The organism is Anseongella ginsenosidimutans (assembly GCF_008033235.1).
Classification (GTDB): domain Bacteria; phylum Bacteroidota; class Bacteroidia; order Sphingobacteriales; family Sphingobacteriaceae; genus Anseongella; species Anseongella ginsenosidimutans.
In genome coordinates, this window is sequence record NZ_CP042432.1 from 2,492,757 (window position 1) to 2,511,001 (window position 18,245).

The 18,245-nt window shown below is 49.9% G+C and carries 12 protein-coding genes; 6 read left to right on the plus strand and 6 right to left on the minus strand.

The features are described from left to right. Positions 1 to 1,179: a histidine kinase gene (locus FRZ59_RS10265; RefSeq protein ID WP_132130149.1), complete on the minus strand. Its 1,179-nt coding sequence runs from the start codon at positions 1,177 to 1,179 to the stop codon at positions 1 to 3. A gap of 126 nt (positions 1,180 to 1,305) precedes the next feature. Further along, positions 1,306 to 2,820, minus strand: a complete 1,515-nt coding sequence (locus FRZ59_RS10270; RefSeq protein WP_132130150.1) for an Ig-like domain-containing protein — start codon at positions 2,818 to 2,820, stop codon at positions 1,306 to 1,308. A gap of 260 nt (positions 2,821 to 3,080) precedes the next feature. Between FRZ59_RS10270 and FRZ59_RS10275 the strand changes: the two genes are divergently transcribed. Both FRZ59_RS10275 and FRZ59_RS10280 read left to right on the plus strand, forming a co-directional pair. Further along, positions 3,081 to 4,016 carry a hypothetical protein gene (locus FRZ59_RS10275; RefSeq protein ID WP_132130151.1) on the plus strand — a complete coding sequence of 312 codons (936 nt, stop codon included), beginning with the start codon at positions 3,081 to 3,083 and terminating at the stop codon, positions 4,014 to 4,016. A 102-nt stretch (positions 4,017 to 4,118) separates the two neighbouring features. Next, positions 4,119 to 4,871, plus strand: coding sequence for a class I SAM-dependent methyltransferase (locus tag FRZ59_RS10280; protein ID WP_132130152.1), 753 nt, complete (start codon positions 4,119 to 4,121; stop codon positions 4,869 to 4,871). Between the two features lie 9 nt (positions 4,872 to 4,880). Here FRZ59_RS10280 and FRZ59_RS10285 read toward each other — a convergent pair whose 3' ends face one another. The 4 genes from FRZ59_RS10285 to FRZ59_RS10300 form a co-directional block, all read right to left on the minus strand. Further along, the gene (locus tag FRZ59_RS10285) at positions 4,881 to 7,214 is read right to left on the minus strand and encodes a glycosyl hydrolase family 95 catalytic domain-containing protein (protein ID WP_192901572.1); all 2,334 of its coding nucleotides are present in this window, start codon (positions 7,212 to 7,214) and stop codon (positions 4,881 to 4,883) included. Between the two features lie 15 nt (positions 7,215 to 7,229). Continuing rightward, complete coding sequence (locus FRZ59_RS10290) at positions 7,230 to 8,882, minus strand: glycoside hydrolase family protein (protein ID WP_147698311.1); 1,653 nt, start codon at positions 8,880 to 8,882, stop codon at positions 7,230 to 7,232. Positions 8,883 to 8,957: 75 nt separating this feature from the next. Then, positions 8,958 to 10,478: a RagB/SusD family nutrient uptake outer membrane protein gene (locus tag FRZ59_RS10295; protein WP_132130155.1), complete on the minus strand. Its 1,521-nt coding sequence runs from the start codon at positions 10,476 to 10,478 to the stop codon at positions 8,958 to 8,960. A 12-nt stretch (positions 10,479 to 10,490) separates the two neighbouring features. Beyond that, a complete protein-coding gene (locus tag FRZ59_RS10300; RefSeq protein WP_132130156.1) occupies positions 10,491 to 13,544 on the minus strand; it encodes a SusC/RagA family TonB-linked outer membrane protein in 3,054 nt (1,017 codons plus the stop codon). Between the two features lie 152 nt (positions 13,545 to 13,696). On the opposite strand from FRZ59_RS10300, the gene FRZ59_RS10305 reads away from it, so the two are divergent. From FRZ59_RS10305 to FRZ59_RS10320, 4 genes are all read left to right on the plus strand, one after another. After that, positions 13,697 to 14,569, plus strand: a complete 873-nt coding sequence (locus FRZ59_RS10305) for an AraC family transcriptional regulator (RefSeq protein WP_132130157.1) — start codon at positions 13,697 to 13,699, stop codon at positions 14,567 to 14,569. Positions 14,570 to 14,645: 76 nt separating this feature from the next. Next, positions 14,646 to 15,662, plus strand: coding sequence for a zinc-binding alcohol dehydrogenase family protein (locus tag FRZ59_RS10310; protein ID WP_132130158.1), 1,017 nt, complete (start codon positions 14,646 to 14,648; stop codon positions 15,660 to 15,662). Between the two features lie 94 nt (positions 15,663 to 15,756). Continuing rightward, complete coding sequence (locus tag FRZ59_RS10315) at positions 15,757 to 16,569, plus strand: 3-keto-disaccharide hydrolase (RefSeq protein ID WP_207910336.1); 813 nt, start codon at positions 15,757 to 15,759, stop codon at positions 16,567 to 16,569. Between the two features lie 17 nt (positions 16,570 to 16,586). Beyond that, positions 16,587 to 18,017: a Gfo/Idh/MocA family protein gene (locus FRZ59_RS10320; protein WP_132130159.1), complete on the plus strand. Its 1,431-nt coding sequence runs from the start codon at positions 16,587 to 16,589 to the stop codon at positions 18,015 to 18,017. Positions 18,018 to 18,245 lie beyond the last annotated feature (228 nt).

The following is an 18,245-nucleotide window of genomic DNA, read 5'->3' on the forward strand; positions in this document are numbered from 1 at the left end:
TCAGTCAGTAATTGGTAAGCTGATCTGGACTTTTTTAATAGAGAGCCCCTTCGCGGCAAGATGCCTGAGATGCTTTCTCTTCTTTATGCCGAATCCCTTCAGGCGATTGAGCAAATCAACCTGCTCTTCCCAGGTCGCCATGTTTTGTCTGTAGTTCATCAGCCTGTTCTTTGCATTCCCGGCGGCGGAAGTGTAAAGCGCCGTTACCTTCAGGTTCCCATTCTGAACCGCTATCTTTATTTTCACGCTTCCACTGCCTTCGTTGTCAAAAACGGCATTCTCCAGTACATGTTCCGTAAAAGAGCCGAGGATCATGTTCGGTATTTTCATGGCAGCTTCGTAATCACTCACGGCTGAATGGAATTTGTATCCGAACTTACCGGTATAGCGCATGGATTGAAGGTCAAGGTAATGGCGCATCAGATTCAGTTCTTCGCCAATGCTCACCGTATCCTGCTCGAAGTTGCCCAGGTAATACCTGATCAGCCGGCTCAGCGTGGTCAGGTATAACAGGGCATATTTTCGTTCGCCGGTGGTAATGAAGAATTGGATGGAATTGATGGCATTGAACAGGAAATGAGGATTCATCTGGGTTCTCAGCGCCTGTATTTTCAGCGCCAGCAGTTCCTTCTGGATGCTCAGCAAATGCTGCTCTTTTTCCCTGGCGGCTCTTTCGGCGCGTACTTTGCTGATCTTCACCGCATAGATTGAAGCGATGGCCTCTAGGATCTTCAAATGCTGCCGGGTAAAAAAGTTCTTCTCGGAATGCTCGCAATCGATGACGCCGAAAACCTTTCCATCCACGATGACGGGAACGGTTATTTCCGAAAACCTGCGCTTATCGTCCACAATGTACCGTTCATCCAGGGAAGTGTCGTGTATCAATTCCGACCGGGCATGTTTCGCGGCCGAGCCCGTGATCCCTTTCCCGATGGGAATGAAGATGGGGTCGGAGATCTCAAATTCCTGTGGGTTTTTGGGACCGTATGCCGCTTTCTGAACCAGCAGTTCGTTATGTTCGTCTACGAAATAAACCACGCAGTCTTCGAATCCAAGCTTGGAAATACAGTTCTTGGCAAGGTCCCAGGCGATCTCTTCTTCCGTATTCTGACCAAGTATTGAATTGGTAAAATAGATCAGGATATCCTCAAACTCACTATTGGTATAGGTCCTTGCCATATTGTTAATGAAAATACAGAATTGTTCTGTTAAAATGAAAAGCCCAATGCCGAAACCTACGGACAAGGAATCCTGGTTTCCGGATGCCCTGCACCCAACATTCCCCTGCCCGTAGATCAAAGGCGCTCACGGTGCCAAAAATTGCTGCATCGTTGCCACGGTATAAGTACCGCCCTCCTTCACCGTTTTTCCTGTTCTACCGCTACGGGCTTTAATATAGTCTCCGTACCCCTTCAGATGATCGTAATCACGGATCAACAGGTTAACATCAGCTTCGGCAAATACCAGATTAGCGTTAGTGAATTTGGAAAAGGCCTTGGTAAGCTCCGAAGGTATTTTGGGGAAGCTGATATTTCCATCTTCCGAATAGCAGGCCCAGGAAAACTCAAACCCGTTGTTGGAAACAGAATATCTGCTGAATACCATGTCATGCGGGCCGCCGTTGATGCTGATGCCAATATCGCTTAGCTTATGGCTTTTCAGCTGAGCGCTCAAATCCAGTAACTCGGGCTTGGAGATCACGTTCGCATAAGACTCCATGTAATGGATTTTATGGTTGATGGAGAAGGAGATTGAATGGGAAAAATGGTCAAAGACGGCCGCTTTATGAGGCAGATGGTAAGAGGTCTGGTACGAAGGTATTAATCCCTGCTGATCTCTGAAAAGTGTCACGGCCGGCGCATCCGGCCCGGGAGCAAGGTGTCCAGACACGGACACGTTGACATTGTCCAGCTTCTGGGCGATCGTTAGCTCGTGCAGTTCCATTTCGAAGTTCGTTTTTGAGAGCGAAGTGACAGCGCCGCCGTCTTTAAGGCCTTCAATGATCTTGTAAAGCCCCTTCTTACCTTGACGAAGGTACAGGTAACCTACATCCATGTTCTCATAAATACTGACCTTGTAAACGTAGTCTTTATTCAGTGTCTTGCCAACATAATTGGCATAATTATACCGGTCGTGCGGCGGAATATTCGTGAACTTCATGGACGAAGTACCGGTCTTCTTTCCTCTTTTATCGGTGCTGATGGGCGCGAATTTTCCGGGGCTTAGCTTTGTAAAAGTAGTTATGCTGCCTAACATCGGGTTGGCATAGGTAAAATGAACATCAAACCGTTCATCATTGAATTCCTCCGGCCGCATCGCCGCTTTCTTGTAAGGAAGCGATTCGATCTGGTCGAAATACAATAACTCGCCTTTTTCTCCGGTGATAAACGTAAAGTATTTATAGTTCGGGCTCATCGGCAGGAAGCGCGCATGCAAGTCGTAGGCGATCAACGTATTCATGACTTCCACCTTTTTTTCGGATTCAGAAGCAGCGTCCATTTCGTCGGTCACGACGGTCTTCAGAATAACTTCACCGTCCGGGAATTTCCTCGTATCCCAGGTAAACTCATAAGGTGCTTTCGCATCGCTTCCTATCAGTTCATTGTTAGCATACAGGTCCACCGAGACAATTTTTCCATCTGTATCGGAAGCATCCACGACCACTTTTACCTCGTTCCATAGTTTTCCGGAAGCGCCTTCTATCTGCAGCGCTGCTTTTGGCGTCTGATTGGCCGGTTCCGGCATCTCCTCCTTGCTCTTCTTGCAGGAGGCAAGGAGTGTTAATAGGACCATTGTGGTTAAAATGTCAAGCTTTTTCATATTCATTAATTTAAATCCTGTTGCAAATAGAAGGGATCAGGTTCGGATCTGAGCCGGGAAATAGATGGTTGCCTGGGCACTATTGACGGAAGGGGCGTTTGAATTGACGAAAAGGGAAGATGGCCATTTCAGGTACATGGCCTCGTCTTCCCGTCAATTAGGAACCGTGTTTTGTCAATTCAAAGTCCGCATTGAAGCATTGTATGCCTCCCGGAAAACGGAAGCGGTTTATTTTAGCAGCCGTAATAAAAAAATATAGTATGAAAAAATTATTTATCCTTTGCATTTCTTTCGCATTTCTTTTTTTATCGTGCGAAGAAGAAACAAATGTTCCGCCCAAGGATCCGGAAACGGCGAACCCTGTAGCGCTGGCGCTGGATGATATAAAGCGGAACCGGCAATTGCTTGCCAAAGCCTGGGAAACATTGCCCGGAAGGTTGCCGGCGGATACCATCAAGCACCTGCGGAAAATATCGGAAAGCCGTGCCCAGTTTGTGCTTGAAATGGTGCAGCGAACCAAAGGCCTCTTTAAGGAAGTGATCAAAAGCAACAGCGACAGTAAAGCAGCGGATTATTATATTAAACTTCCCGATATTGATGGTGAAAGCCGGTCAATGGAGCTTTCACGGCTGTATGCCGAAGAATACCCGCTTGAAGAATTTGCCGCCCGGCTTACAAAGGCTGTGAAGGAAAGCAAAGCAAACAAGTGGGGCATTTTGGAGTCTTACGCGTCCCGGGATGGGAATACCCTCCCTATTCCCCAGGCAGAGGCGACTGTAAATGAAGATCAGATTCTGGCGGCGATACAAATAGGGGAAATCGTTGCAGACCCGTCAATGAGCGAGCAGGAACAGGAAACGGCTATTGCAGAATTGGTGGCCAAAGCCAATATCCCTCAGTTAATGAACGGGTTGCTCCTCCCGGCAGTACAGCATTACACCGACGAGCCTTCAAATGATCCGTTTATGAGTTGGTTGAATACAGAGGTCAACCCGGCCATAAACGGAGGGCTTAACCGCGACATTATAAGGAGGGTAGCCGCGGCAGGTCTTGTGGCCAGTATCGAGTGTCTTGTTAACGATCAGTACACAAACGATAATCAAACGACCGCTTCGTGGCAGCTACTGGAAGCCCGGTTCAATACCTCTCTGATATTTCTCTGGAATGAGGTGTGGGATCAGGTCCCGGAGCGGTAAGCGGATATTTAACAATGTAGATCCGAACTGTATGCGTGCAAGGTTCTGTTGAAGATTTGCTATCTTAGGATGAACCGAACGCCTGGCTAAGTCAGAAAATCAATGAAAGATAACTTTTCAGTCCAATCCGGCAGTTACGCCGCGTACAGACCGTCCTACCCGGATGCACTTTTTGATTTTCTCATGACAGTAGTCTCCGGCCGGCGCTGCGCGTGGGATTGCGGAACCGGAAATGGCCAGGTAGCAATAAAGCTTTCGGAGCATTTTGGGAAAGTATATGCCACAGATATCAGTCCGCAGCAGCTGCAGAACGGCGTTCCCTCATCAAAAATTCAATATTCCCTGCAACCGGCGGAGTCAACTGCTTTCGCCGATAATACTTTTGACCTGATAACTGTTGCCCAAGCCATACATTGGTTTGAATTTGACAAATTTTATGGCGAAGTAAAAAGGACTGCGAAACCGGAAGGGATTTTGGCCGTGATTGGCTATGGGCTGCCCCGCATCACACCCGTGATCGATGGTATATTTGCCGGTTTTTACCATAATACGCTCAACCTTTATTGGGACAAAGAAAGAAGGTATGTCGATGAAAACTATCGAACCATCCCCTTTCCGTTCCCGGAAATCGGCGTTCCTGCTTTTGAAAATACCGTTGAATGGAGCTTTGAGCATTTTATTGGCTTTATCAGGACGGGTTCGGCCGTACAGCATTTTCTCCGCAAGAACGGCACGGACCCGGTAGCACAGATTTATGACGACCTGAAGAAAAGCTGGGGATCAGCGGACACCAGGATGATTGATTTTCCGGTATTGTTCCGGGTGGGACGGATAGAAAAACTGCTATTACCCTGAATCAGCTTTTTACCCCGCGTTTTTGTTCAGAATATTTACCTCTTCGCCTGCTTCCAGGACAAATTGAATAATGCCGTCTTTCACTTCGTATTTCTTTGATTTGCCGGCAAAGCCGAAAGCGGTAAAGGGTAATTTTAGCCGTACTGTGCCGCCTTTTTCAGCTTCAAGAGTCACTTTAACTGCCTTGCCTCTTTCCCGGATGGCGGAAACCAGGAATGCGCCTTCCGTTCTGAGTGTATTGAATGAAACATCCTGCCAGCTGTCAGGCACAGCCGGAAATACCTCGATATATCCGTTCCGGCTTTGAAGCAGCAGCTCGTGTACACCCTGGGCGAAGGCGAAGTTCCCTTCGAGCGTGAACGGCCGGTAGGTAAAACCGGAGTATTGGCCGCCTTTCTGGTCGCCGTTCAGGTGAAAGCTATTGGGTGAGCAAAAGTTGGAAGCAAATATCTGTAATTGCTTAACAGCGCTGTCGGCTTTGTAGGCTCTGGCATACAGGGAAGCCATCCAGGCAAAGGAATACCCGCACCATGCGCTTGTACCTATTTCTTCAATTCGCTGCAGCGAATTTTCGATGATCGTTCTGTCTTCCGGCTCATTGACGTCCAGCAATGCCAGCGGGTAAATGGCCATGTATTGCGACATGTGCCGATGCGATTCATTGAGGTTTTGACCGGGAGCAACGGTGAAGCCGGTCTCATTCACCTCGTAAGCGGGCAATTGCTGAAGCATTTTCCGCCAGTGCCTGACTTCTTCCGGCTTACCCGCAGCCAGGCTTACTTCTCCGGCGGCGGTAAAGAGGAATTTAGCCAGGGAAAGATCGAAATTGCTCCATTCCAGGAACCAGGCGTCAATACTGTTGTTGTTGTATTCGGGGCTCGAACTTAATGGCAGTTTCCGGACGCCGTTTTCGTACCGGGTAATGTTTTCGAGATATGTGGCCGCGGCATGAATATAGGGATACGCTTTGTTCAGCAGGAATTGCTCGTCCATGGAATATTTCCATTGCCAGTAAAAATGCTGTGCGCACCAGGCGCTTACCGTGGGTGAAAGGGAATATTGGATCCACCCGCCCATAGGATCGCCGCTCAGGGTGGCCACACCAGGAACGTTCAGGCCTTCCACGCCAAAATATTGGCGGGTGTACCGGTGGCTTTTTGGTTTGATCTTCCATAACCAATCCGTAAAAGTAGCCGCTGCCGCAAGGCGATTTCCGGTGTACGCCGGCCAGTAGCTCAGCTGCGTATTGAGATCATTGTGAAAATCTCCCTTCCAGGGCGGCAGGCTGCCATTGTCGGCGGTCCATACAGCTTGCAGGGTGATGGCAGGGGCGCCTTCGCGTGCAACGCTGCCCAGTTTGTACATTTCCAGGTAATACTGCGTTTCAATAAGTTTATCCGGCAGGATGACCGACGATTTGGCCCAGAAATTTTTCCACCATCGCCTGTGCGTATCCCAGCCGGCGGGCTCGCTTGCCGTGGTATCGAATGCCGGCAAAGAAGCCGGCTGGTTATTGGAGATGGTCCAGGCGCCGGTTATTTTCCCGGCGGAGATTTCTTTCCATTTTATCAGTATTTCATAATAGCGGCCATCATAAATTGGCTGCCGGTAGCGGATCGAGTTTTCCGATCTGGTCACAGTGCCTTTGTCATAGCCGAGTTTTTCCAGCCCCTGGCCGGCATGACTGTTGTCGTTTTCCCGCGGGCTTTTGCCGCTGTTGTAATTGTGGACAATGAGCAGGGGTATGCCGGAGGTGCTGCCGGCGATGGTCCCGCCGGCGGGCAGGTTCTCCAAACTGAAATAGCCCCGCGGCTGGATTGCGTGAATATAACAGTTGAATACAATCCCGCTTTCGAATTTCACGGTATTGAGCGCCGTCCGGATATCCAGCACGTTGGAAACCACCTTTCCGAAAGCGCTGATGTCAAATTCCAGGGCAGCAGCGGGAAGCTTGGTGGGATAGGGGATATTGTCGTAGGGCGCGTCGCCTAATTTTTGCACCGGCGCATAGTCAGCTTTCAATACTTGCTCTTCCACCCATTTGAAATTGAATTTAGAAAGGTCCAGGGCTTTCCGTTCATCCCAAAGATCGGCACGGTCAAGTGAAAGGCGCAGGCGCCCGTCTTTTTTCCAGACCAGGGCGCCGAGTATGCCATTGCCCAGCGGCATGGCTTCATCCCATCTTCCCGCCAGGGAATCGAATGCCAGGTTATGTTCCGTACTGAGCTGGAGGCTATCTGCAGGAAATCGTGTTTTCACTACAAATCCGTGAGCCCCGGGCAAAGCAGGAAAGACCAGTGCCTGGAGGATTGCAAGGATCAGGAATTTCTTAATTTGCTTCATTATCATGATTTGTATTCAATGAGGCTGGTTACTCTGCCCGGACTTGAGCGCTGAAAACGGCAGCTCCGCTGGTCCGGGGGTGATTACTATTTCTGCATTGTAGTTTTCACCTTTTTCGAGGTCTAAATTGCCGGCTGTTTCCAGTACCTCCTTCTGAAAAGGCTCCAGCTCTTCCAGGTGCATCTTAAATGATCCAAGCCTGGCGCCCTCCCGGAGGATCCTGACCTCAACCGATGATTTCTCCGAAATGGTCTGGCCGAAATTCTGCACTTCCACGGCGACGGATACCTTCTTGCTTCCGCTTACGGTGATCCGGGGCGCCCGGGCGGAGAGGATCGGCGGTTGGTAATCAATCCCGTGAAGCCGGGCATATCCGAATAACAGCGTACCGCCGGAGGTGCGGCCCAGCAGCTTTGCCATGAAACTGGAATCGCTGAGGGCGTTATTTTTTCCGTGGAAGGTAAGGATCAGGTCTTTCCCCTCGCTTTTGAAACTTTTGATCTTACTTCCGCGGCCAAAGTCAACTTCTTCCGGACTCCCGAAACGGAGCGACCGGAGGTCGATATTTCGTTGCGGATCAAAGCCTTGTTCTGCCTTTATCCTGAGGCGGATCTCTTGTGTGCCGGGTGCGATCCTATTTTTGTTCAGAATCTCTATTTGCCGGCCGGTGACAAGCGGAATGGTAAGATTCTTTGAACTATGTCTGTCCGAGGGCTTGTCTTCTTTCTTCAACGTATCGATCACGGCGAAAAAGGCTTGCATAGGCCTTCCGAGACTATCCTGCAATACTTTTAAGCGTTCATATTTGAACCAGTCTTCGCGGACGCCGTCTGTGTACCGGGTAATCCCGGGAAGATATGCTTCTCCGGCATCGGCTTTCCAGTCAACCCCGTTAGGTGAACGCAGGTAATACGCGATCCGGCCATACCAGTCATTCACGATCAGATGATACTGGGATCCGGTGCGCCACAGCACTGGGTCTTCGAAGCGCCCTTCCACCGGGGGATAGACACTTTTCTGCGATACCTGGTAATAGGGGGAAAGGCCGTCCTCGCTGAACCAGATGCCTCCGCCCCGGCATACCATGATGAAAGAACCGTCCTCCCTTTGGGCAAAGCTGAGATTGGACAAACCTTCAATGATTGGCCGGTCCCGCGGGTCGAACTCAAATTTACCATATGTCCAGGGTCCGTTGAGATCGTCGGCAACATACCTGCCGTCTATTACATAGATCACATAGCGCCCGTCTTTCAGCCTGAAAACTTCCGGGTTGTGCCCGGGGCCTATTGTTTCCTTTACCTGGTATGGCCCCTGCGGATTACCGGCCACCGCGTGGACTACCAGTGACTGGGGCCATTGCATATGCCCTTTCGGAGAATCTTCCCGCCAGCGGCAAACAAAAAGATGGTATTTGCCGTCCGTGCCGGACAAAGCATTGCCTCCCCAGTAGGACCATTCCCCGTCTTCAACCCCGTTATCAACATATCTTGGGCGTACGGCGTCTGCGCCCCAGGTATCCGCTGTGAGTTCACCAACCGGGGGAATGGGCAGAAAGCGGTCCAGGAACCGGCCGCCGAAGGCCAGGCCTTCCCATTCAGCGGACCGTTCCCGCTCAGTGAACTGCGACCTTGCCCCGGGAAGGAGTACAAAAAAGGCAAGGAATGCCAACAAAAGTTTTTTACAGGTTATTTCTAACCCCGGTAAGCTCGGATTTCTCATTTATTGCCTGTTTTTCAGAAACGCCTACTGGTAATCAGGATTTTGTTCCAATTGTCCCTGGCTCTTATCTATTTCGGTTTGGGGAATGGGCCACAAATAGAACCGTTCCACAAAATTATACGTTAGTATGCCGTCCGTAACGGAATTCAGCACCGTTTCGGCAATCCTCCACCTTTTCAGGTCATAGTACCTTAACCCCTCGAATGCCAGCTCGATCCTGCGTTCCTGGCGGATCCGCTGGCGCATTTCTTCCTTGCTGAGACCGGGGTCCAGCGGGGGCATCCCGGCTCTTTCCCGCACCTGGTTGATAGCATCGTATACGGAGGCGTCAGGGCCGCTAAGTTCGTTCTGCGCTTCCGCATACATGAGGAGTATCTCGCCGTAACGGAGCATGACCCAGTCCTGCTGGCTTTGAGTGGAATATCCGTAGGGCATCAGTTCAGGGGTCAGGAATTTGGCTACTCCGTATCCGGTGGGCGCATTGTTGCTCGGATGGTGTTCGTTCCCTTCAATAGCTACGTGCCCGAAATAGATCGTTTTTGCCAGGCGGGGGTCCCTGTTTGCTTTGGGGTCATCGGGGTTTGTTAAGGGTGAAACACCCCAGGGTAGTCCGTCAGTACATTCATAAGCATCTACCAGGTTCTGCAGGGGGCTTACCACCAGCCAGTCGCCGTACCACTGGTCCATTGGAGTGGCATTATCGGGGGCCAGAAATTTGATGGAAAAAATAATTTCTTCATTCCCGTCCTGGCTGCCGTCCCGGAATACGTTTTCATAGGCCGGATCCAGGGCGTAACCAGCGCCAATAATGGAAGAGACCAGCGCTTTGACCCCGGTGAGTTGTTCCGGGTCCGGCGTGCCGCTTTCATCGTAGGCCGCATAGAGTAAAACGCGTGCCTTCAATGCTTCGGCAGAAGATTTAACGGCATGCCCCCCGTTCTCGTAATACGGTACATCCGCCAGGTTTCCGATGGCGAAATCAAGGTCCGAAAGGCTTTGCTCAAGTATTTGCTCCGCGGAAGCTTTGGGCTGCACCTGATTTTCAAGGGTGAGGGGTTCGGTAACCAGCGGGACCGCTCCGTAACAGAAGTACAACTGGTAATAATAAAAACCTCTCAGGAACCTCGCTTCGGCTTCATAGGCGGTTTTCAACTCCGCATCCACATCATTTCCCCCGTATTCAGCAAGTTGCTTCAAAAAGATATTCAGCCGCGCAATGGCGCTGTAGCTGTTATTGTAAACGTCTGTAATGTAGCCTCCTGACGAAGGGGAGATCTCTCCCCGTACGATCGCCTGGCTTCCCCAGTAATTGTGCTGACCGTACCCGTTATCGGTCAGTACGTCCCAGTTAGGGGAACCGTAGGAGAACATATCATTCTGAAGTATGCCGTAGCAGGCGGTCAGCGCCATGTCCAGATCGGCCTTTGACTTCCAGAAGGTCGTGGAAGATATCTGATCCAGTGGATTTTTGTCCAGTAAGTCTTCACTGCAGCTGCTGCAAAGCAAGATGGAGGCGGCAACTATGGTATATAGGTTCTTTTTCATGATTTCCAAAATTTAAAATTGAACGCTGAGGCCCATTGAAAAGATCTTGTTCTGCGGATAGTTAACAAATGAACCGCTTCCTCCTCTTTCCGGATCCAGGCCGGGGTAATCTGTAATGGTAAGCAAGTTGTCGCCGGAAAGGAAGAGCCTCAGGCGGCTTACCTTGAATCGCTCCGTTAGCGACACGGGAAGCGTATAGCCCAGGGTGATGTTCTTCAACCTGAGATAGGTGGCGTCCTGCAGATAAAAGCTGGAACTTCTGCTGATCTTGGCAGGGGAGTTGAAGCCCCAGTAGATCTTAGGCATGGTGGAAGAGGGGTTTTCCGGTGTCCAGCGGTCTCTCCAGGCTTCTGTGGGAGGAGATCCCTGTACAAAGGGCAGCGCCCCCCAGTTATTAACGAAAATCTTGCGCCCCTCCACGCCCTGGAAAAAGAAGGAAAGATCAAAACCTTTCCACCTCGCATCGAAATTCAGGGCATACTCGAAATTCGGGTACTGGCCGTCCATGGTGATGCGGTCGTCGTCGTTGACTACATTGTCCCCGTTCTGGTCCCTGAACCGGAGGTCTCCCGGCTGTGTATCGTCATTGTATTGCTTCGGAGCGGAGGCAATCTCTTCCTCGGTTTGAAAGATGCCGGTCCATTCCAGCATATAGAAGGTGTCCCAGGGCCTTCCTTCTTCTTTGAGGGTCGTGCCGCCGATCTCCCGTTCCCCGAATTCAACCAGTTTATTCCTGAAGCGGTCCAGGTACAGGCCAACGCCGTAGGAAAATCCTTTCATGGCTCCGGCATTTACCTGGTTACGGTAAGCGAGGTTTACTTCCACACCGGTGTTCTCCATCGCTCCGTCATTGATCGTGGGGGCGTCCAGCCCTACGATAGCCGTTACCTGGGAGATTCGCAGGATATCGGTGGTCTTCTTTTTATACCAGTCAATGGTGGCCGAAAGGCCTTTCAGTACCGTAATATCCAGTCCAAAGTCCAGCACCTTGGTGGTTTCCCAGGTAATGTCCTGGTTGGCCAATGCTATCTGTGCGGCGCCGGAAGAGAGATTGGCATTGTCGAACGGGTAATTCCCGGTCAGTGACAACAGGCTCTGGTAGGGATAGTTCCCGATATTCTGGTTGCCCAGTTCCCCGTAGGAACCGCGGATCTTGAAGTCGTTCAGCCAGCCGGGCCCGGAATTTTTCATAAAGGGTTCCTCGGTGAGCCGCCAGGCCGCGGATACGGAGGGGAAGGCGCCCCAGCGAGTATCAGGATGCAGCCTTGATGTTCCGTCGTACCGCAGGTTCACTTCCAGGAGGTAGCGTTCTTTGAAATTATAGTTCAGCCGCCCGAAAAAGGAGCGGAGCGCCCATTCTACTTCGGCGCCCGATGAATTTTGAACGGCCGGGCCTCCGGCATTCAGCTCCCGGAGCTGGTCGTTGAAAAAATCACGCCGGTAGCCGTTCAGGAATTCGTAGTTATTCTCTTCCGTGCTGTAACCCACCATGGCGCTGATATTATGATCGGCGCCGATGGTCGCTGCATAATCAAGGTACGTATATACATTGGTGTAAATGTTCTGGTTGTTTTCCACGATCAGACCTCGTCCGCCCACATCGAGATCAGTCGAGAATTCACCGGTATGGTAATTATACAAGGGTACCCCCGGCCGCCAATCGTCCCATTGTGAAAAATCGCCCACAATGGCCGCCTTGGTATACCAATCCAGGTTTTTAAGCAGGTTCACGTTGGTCCAGCCCTGCACGTTCATGCCGTATTCGGTCGTGCTACGGAAAACTTCGTTCTCGATAATGGCGACGATGTTCTTGTTGTTGGATTCAAAATCATAGGCCTTGTAGGAATAGCGCCCGCTGCCGTCGGGCAGTGTTGGCATATAGGTAGGCGCTTGCGACAGGGTTGAAATGAACACGTCCACCGCTCCCTGCCGGGGCCGCACCGCATCCCCCTTCATCGCCGAAACGTTGGCGCCGAAAGTAATCATGTCGTTGATCTGCGAACTCAGGTTGAAGCGGGCATTGTATTTTTTATAGTCAAAGCCCTTCATGACGCCTTCCTGGTCCACATATCCCACCGAAGCATGGTAATGAGTCCCGTTCCTGCCCCCGCTGAAGCTCAGGTTATGCGTTTGAGTGGGTGCAGGGTTGAATACAATGTCCACCCAGTCCGCGTTGGGATACTGCACCCGGTCGGTAGCGTTCCGGTAAAGGTCTATCTGTTCCTGGGTATATAAGCCGTTGTTGATCCCGGTATTTACTTTAGCTTCATTCCACAATTCCATATATTCGGCGGAATTGGTGATCAGATCCAGCATCTTCGTTGGCTGGTGAATGGCAAAGTTCCCGGTGTATTCCAGGTTGAAGCCGCCTTCCTTTCCCTTTTTGGTGGTGACCAGGATTACCCCGTTGGCAGCGCGCGAGCCATAAATAGAGGCCGAAGCGGCATCTTTCAGTACCGAAATATTTTCAATGTCATTTGGATTCAGGTCAGACAGGCTTCCCTGTACTCCGTCGATCAATACCAGCGGGTCGGACCCTGCGTCGCTGAAGGTGCCTCTTCCCCGTATCTGAACGGAAAGCCCTTCATTACCAGGTTCTCCGGAATTTTGTACCACTCTGAGGCCGGGAACCTGCCCCTGCAGCATGGAAACCGGGTTAGTCACCGGACGCCGGGTGAGTGTTTCCCCGTCAACTGACCCGACCGATCCGGTCAGATTCACTTTTCGCTGCGTTCCGTAGCCGACTACCACCACCTGGTCCAGCTGTGCCCGGTCCTCTTCCATGGTCACATTTATCGAGGTCCTGGACTCCAGGGGGATTTCCTGCGTTTTAAAACCCACGAAGGAGAATACAAGAATATCATCAGGGGGTACATTTTCAAGCCGGTAACGTCCTTCAAGGTCGGTGATCACGCCTTGCTGCTTGTTTTTTACAGTTACGGAAACTCCCGGCAGGGGGTCCCCTCCTTCGGAAATAACGATGCCGGTTACGGTAAACGATTGGGCCGCTGCATCTAACTGAAAAAGGCTGCAAAAAAATAAGATGACATAAAGCTTTTTCATCATACACTGGGTTTGGGTTAAAAGTTGTTCATCCGAAATTACTGTTATGTGTTACGTAATACTAAACTTCTGTTGATAATTTCTACCATTATATTAGCGGGTATTTTTTAGTATATTAGCATATTAGATACCCATCTAAAATAATTATTGCTAATATGAAGCCGGTTTTTGCTAAAGTACCTGAAGTAGTACAGAACGATGTGTTCGCCGTACGGACCGCCGACCTCCCTTATTTTTCGACGGAATTCCATTTTCATAAGGAATGCCAGATGAACTATATCGTGCAAAGTGAAGGCCGCCGGATCATTGGCGACAGGGTGGAGACATTCAAAGGCGGCGAACTTGTTTTCCTGGGGTCAGATCTTCCGCATGTCTGGCACAACGATAAATGGTATTTTGAAAAGAACGATGGTGAAATTCAGGCCCGTTCAGTGACGCTGTTTTTCGATTCGGACAAACTGATTGAGTTATTGTCCCATTTGATCCCGGTAAATAAGCTTCAAACATTCCTGAAAATGGCGCGTCGCGGAATGAAATTTTCGGGCAAATCAAAGAAAGCCCTCACACAGCTTTTGCTGGAAATGACTACACAGCAAGAACTGGCTCAATTGGTGACGCTGCTGAAAATACTGGAATTGCTTAGCGCAACCACGGAATATGAATTGCTTGCCAGCAGCGGCTATGTCAATACTTACCAGGCGAAGGACAATGACAGGATGGACAGGGTTTTCAAGTACATTTTCAGCAACTTTACTTCTGGGATCAAACTTGACGAGATTGCGGCCCTGGCCAACATGAATAAACAAGCGTTCTGCAGGTATTTTAAATCACGAACACAGAAAACCTTTACCGAGTTTGTTAATAATATCCGTGTGGGCCATGCCTGCAAGCTTATGACCGAAAAAGAATGCCGGATCGCAGAGCTTGCCTATGACTGCGGTTTTAACAGCCTGTCGAATTTTAACAGGTTTTTCAGGGAAATGAAAGGAATCAACCCGAGGGACTACAAAAAAATGATTTCGCCCTGATTGCGTATTATACGACTCCTGGCATTTAAACGTCAGCAGATTCAGATATTTGCCGAATCATTTTACCTTTGAGCGTATGAAAGCCGTTGTACTGGACAATCCAGGAAAATTCCGATGGGCAGACACGCCGCATCCGGGTAAACCGGGGCGGGGAGAAGTGCTGCTAAAAGTCAGGCATCTTTCGATTTGCGGAACCGATCTGCATGCATTTAAAGGCCGGCAGCCTTTCTTTTCTTACCCCCGCATACTTGGTCATGAAATAGCTGCGGAAGTTATTGAAGTTGGCGAAGGCGTTTCAGGTATTCTGCCCGGAGATTTATGTTCGGTTGAACCCTATAGAAATCCCGTGATGGACCAGGCCGTTAAAAGAGGAAAAACGAACTGCGGCAGTCAGCTGACCGTACTGGGCGTACACGAAGACGGTGCGATGCGGGAATATTTTGTGTACCAGGCAGCCAATATTCATGTTACCCGCGGCTTGCATCCGGACAAGGTTGCGCTTATTGAACCGCTGGCCATAGCCTGCCACGCAATAGAAAGAGCGGCGTTAAGCGATGATGACACGGTGCTGGTGATCGGAGCCGGTCCTATCGGTATTGCCATCATTGCACTTGCCCGGTTATCAGGCCTGAAAATTATTTCGCTGGACGTAAACCGGAACAGGCTTGATTTTGTGAAAGACAAATACCCGGAAACGGAAACATTGTTATTAACGGATAAGATAGTTGATGATCTCCAAACATTGTTGAACAGCGACTTGCCAACCGTCATTTTTGATGCGACGGGTAATAAAACGTCTATGCAGAATTCGTTTAATTATGTGGCGCCGGGCGGAACCATTGTTTTTGTGGGTTTATTTGTCGGGGATGTGGTATTTGACGATCCTAACTTTCACCGGAAAGAAATTACGCTAATGGCCAGCCGGTCCGCAAGGTCAAGGGATTTTAAAAAGGTGATTGAACTGCTAACATTAAATAAGATTGACACCAGCGGCTTTATTACACACCGGATACCGTTTCAAAACATTGTGGAGGAATTCGAAAAACTTTACCTGCCCGAAGAAAACGTTATAAAAGCTATTATTGATTTTTGAGAATGCCTCAAATCTATTTTTTATTTATCTTGCGGTCTCTATGTCATTTGGAGTACAACCGAAAATGTCTTGTTCGAATAATATTTGTTAAAAAATGAAGATCAAACCAATAAAATGGCTGAGCGGTTTTGCGATGCTGGGGCTTGCTGGTTTAGCTTTTTCCTGCAATACCGCTACAAAAGAGGGTGAAGCGGAAAAGCAAGGCCCGGAGCAGACACAAGAAGATTCCGGGTGGATTTACCTTTTTGATGGTACCAGTACCGAAGGATGGCGCGGATACGGTATGGATTCTCTGCCGCCGGGATGGACGATCCAGGATAGCGCCCTGGCTTTTGACACGGAACTTGGCCTGGAACAGAACTATAAAGGCGGAACCGATATCCTTTATGGGGCCGAGGAATTTGACAATTTTGAACTTTATCTGGAATGGAAGCTTCCCGAAGGCGGAAATAGCGGCATTTTTTATCATGTTAAGGAAGGTTATGACGGACCGCCGGTGGTGGCGCCTGAATATCAGCTTATCGATGACGAAAACTATGCCCGCATCCATGACCTTACCACCTATAATACCAGCTTAGGCTACACAGAAAATCCGGAAGAACTGAAGCCCTTGCAGCAAACCGGCGCCGATTATGCCATGCATGCCCCGGATCCCGATAAGATACTGCACCCTGTAGGGGAATGGAACAGTTCTAAAATTGTTTTCACCCCCGAAAAGGTGGAACATTGGCTGAATGGAAAATTGATCCTGTCTTTCGTTCCCTGGGACGAAGCCTGGCAGGAGAAGAAAAATTCCGACAAATGGAAGAACAGCCCGGATTACGGGAAGTTTAAGAGCGGATACATCGCCTTGCAGGACCATTCCAGCCCCATTTGGTTCCGGAATATTAAAATTAAAAAACGATAATTGAGAAATACCCAACCATGAATAAACGCGAATTCTTAAAAAAAGGCAGTATAGGCGCACTGGGAATCCTGATGGCTCCCGCTTTATTAAAAGGGGGCGTGAACCGGACCCGCTTACGAACCGCTCATATCGGTTTGGGAGGCATGGGAATGGAAGACCTGAAGGCAATTGCGTCTCATCCGGCTGTGGAAGTTGCCGCTCTTTGTGATGTGGATGCCGGTAACTTATCCGGGGCCCATAAACTTCATCGATCGGCTCGTGTGTTTTTCGATTATCGTGTCATGTTGGAGGAAATGGGGAATGAAATTGACGCGGTAATTGTCTCCACACCAGATCACACCCATGCTCCGGCTGCCATGCTGGCCATGCAGATGAACAAGCCTGTTTATTGTCAGAAACCGCTCACGCATTATGTTTCGGAATCGCGCGACATGAAAAAAATGGCTGCCGACAAGGGTTTGGTAACCCAGATGGGTATTCAGGTACATTCTTTTTACGATTATAAACTGGCTACGCTTTTAATACAATCCGGGATCATTGGAAAGGTGCATACGGTACATGCCTGGTCGCCGAAGAACTGGGGTTATGATGGCGCGCCTCCGGCGGGTGAAGATCCTGTTCCGCAGGAATTAGATTGGGATTTATGGTTGGGAACCTCCGCCAAACGCCCTTACAAGGAGGGAATGTACCATCCCGGAAATTGGCGTAAAATCATGGATTACGGCTGTGGCACCCTGGGCGATATGGGCGTACATATTTTTGATACACCTTATAATGCCCTGCAACTGGATGTTCCTGAAACCATCATGACCCAATGCCGGCCAACCACTGGGTTCGGTTTCCCCGAGCGCAATACTGTGACCTACGAGTTTCCGCGTACCAAATACACGACCAGGCGCTTAAAATGGATATGGTATGATGGTGAAGGCGCGCCTGCAATGCATGATGATCTGGTATTGCCGGGCATGGATGAAAAGGCGGTTAGAAACGAACAAACAAAAGAAGCCAGCGTTGAAGACAAAAGCTCTCTTAACGTCGAGGTCGCGAAAGCGAATGAGCTGCCGGAACAGGGCGCCATGTTCGTGGGCAAAAAGGGACGCTTATTATTGCCTCACTTCATGCAATTGCCAAGGAAGATCCACAAAGGAAAATACGTTGATATTTCCAGGGAAATTGCCGAGATCAGCAGGGAACATAAGCTGGGTGAGCCTGTTCGTGATTACGCAAAAGAAGGACCAAAGCATTATCACGAATTCGTGGATGCCTGCCTTGGGAAAGCGGAGTGTTCCGCACCTTTTGAATATGCCGCGCGACTGACCGAAACCATTCTTCTGGGAACCATTGCCGGGCGTTTCCCGGGCGAGACCTTACACTGGGACGCGAAGGCCGCCAAATTCAAAGAAGAGAAAGCGAATCAATACCTGAGCGGCGAATACCGGAAGTTTTAGGCGCCCGCCGGGCGTAACCCCGGCGGCTTTTTTATACGTAATCGGGAGGCATCGACATTGGTACATGGAGTAACCTCGAAGCTTTAAGGCCAGGTACGGGAAAGCGTTGAAGATCGGCCGGGGCGTCCCGGAGGATGAAGCCGCGCGGTGAGGGCGTGTTGAAGCCCGTCTATCCGCTTGCACAAGCTAGTTTCGAATACAAAGATCCTTCTTAATTCTTCAGGAATG

Bases quoted from the DNA above. Each gene is read 5' to 3' on its own strand.
- FRZ59_RS10265 (WP_132130149.1), bottom strand. From the start codon at position 1,179: ATGGCAAGGACCTATACCAATAGTGAGTTTGAGGATATCCTGATCTAT.
- FRZ59_RS10285 (WP_192901572.1), bottom strand. From the start codon at position 7,214: ATGAAGCAAATTAAGAAATTCCTGATCCTTGCAATCCTCCAGGCACTG.
- FRZ59_RS10300 (WP_132130156.1), bottom strand. From the start codon at position 13,544: ATGATGAAAAAGCTTTATGTCATCTTATTTTTTTGCAGCCTTTTTCAG.
- FRZ59_RS10295 (WP_132130155.1), bottom strand. From the start codon at position 10,478: ATGAAAAAGAACCTATATACCATAGTTGCCGCCTCCATCTTGCTTTGC.
- FRZ59_RS10275 (WP_132130151.1), top strand. From the start codon at position 3,081: ATGAAAAAATTATTTATCCTTTGCATTTCTTTCGCATTTCTTTTTTTA.
- FRZ59_RS10270 (WP_132130150.1), bottom strand. From the start codon at position 2,820: ATGAAAAAGCTTGACATTTTAACCACAATGGTCCTATTAACACTCCTT.
- FRZ59_RS10310 (WP_132130158.1), top strand. From the start codon at position 14,646: ATGAAAGCCGTTGTACTGGACAATCCAGGAAAATTCCGATGGGCAGAC.
- FRZ59_RS10320 (WP_132130159.1), top strand. From the start codon at position 16,587: ATGAATAAACGCGAATTCTTAAAAAAAGGCAGTATAGGCGCACTGGGA.
- FRZ59_RS10315 (WP_207910336.1), top strand. From the start codon at position 15,757: ATGAAGATCAAACCAATAAAATGGCTGAGCGGTTTTGCGATGCTGGGG.
- FRZ59_RS10305 (WP_132130157.1), top strand. From the start codon at position 13,697: ATGAAGCCGGTTTTTGCTAAAGTACCTGAAGTAGTACAGAACGATGTG.
- FRZ59_RS10280 (WP_132130152.1), top strand. From the start codon at position 4,119: ATGAAAGATAACTTTTCAGTCCAATCCGGCAGTTACGCCGCGTACAGA.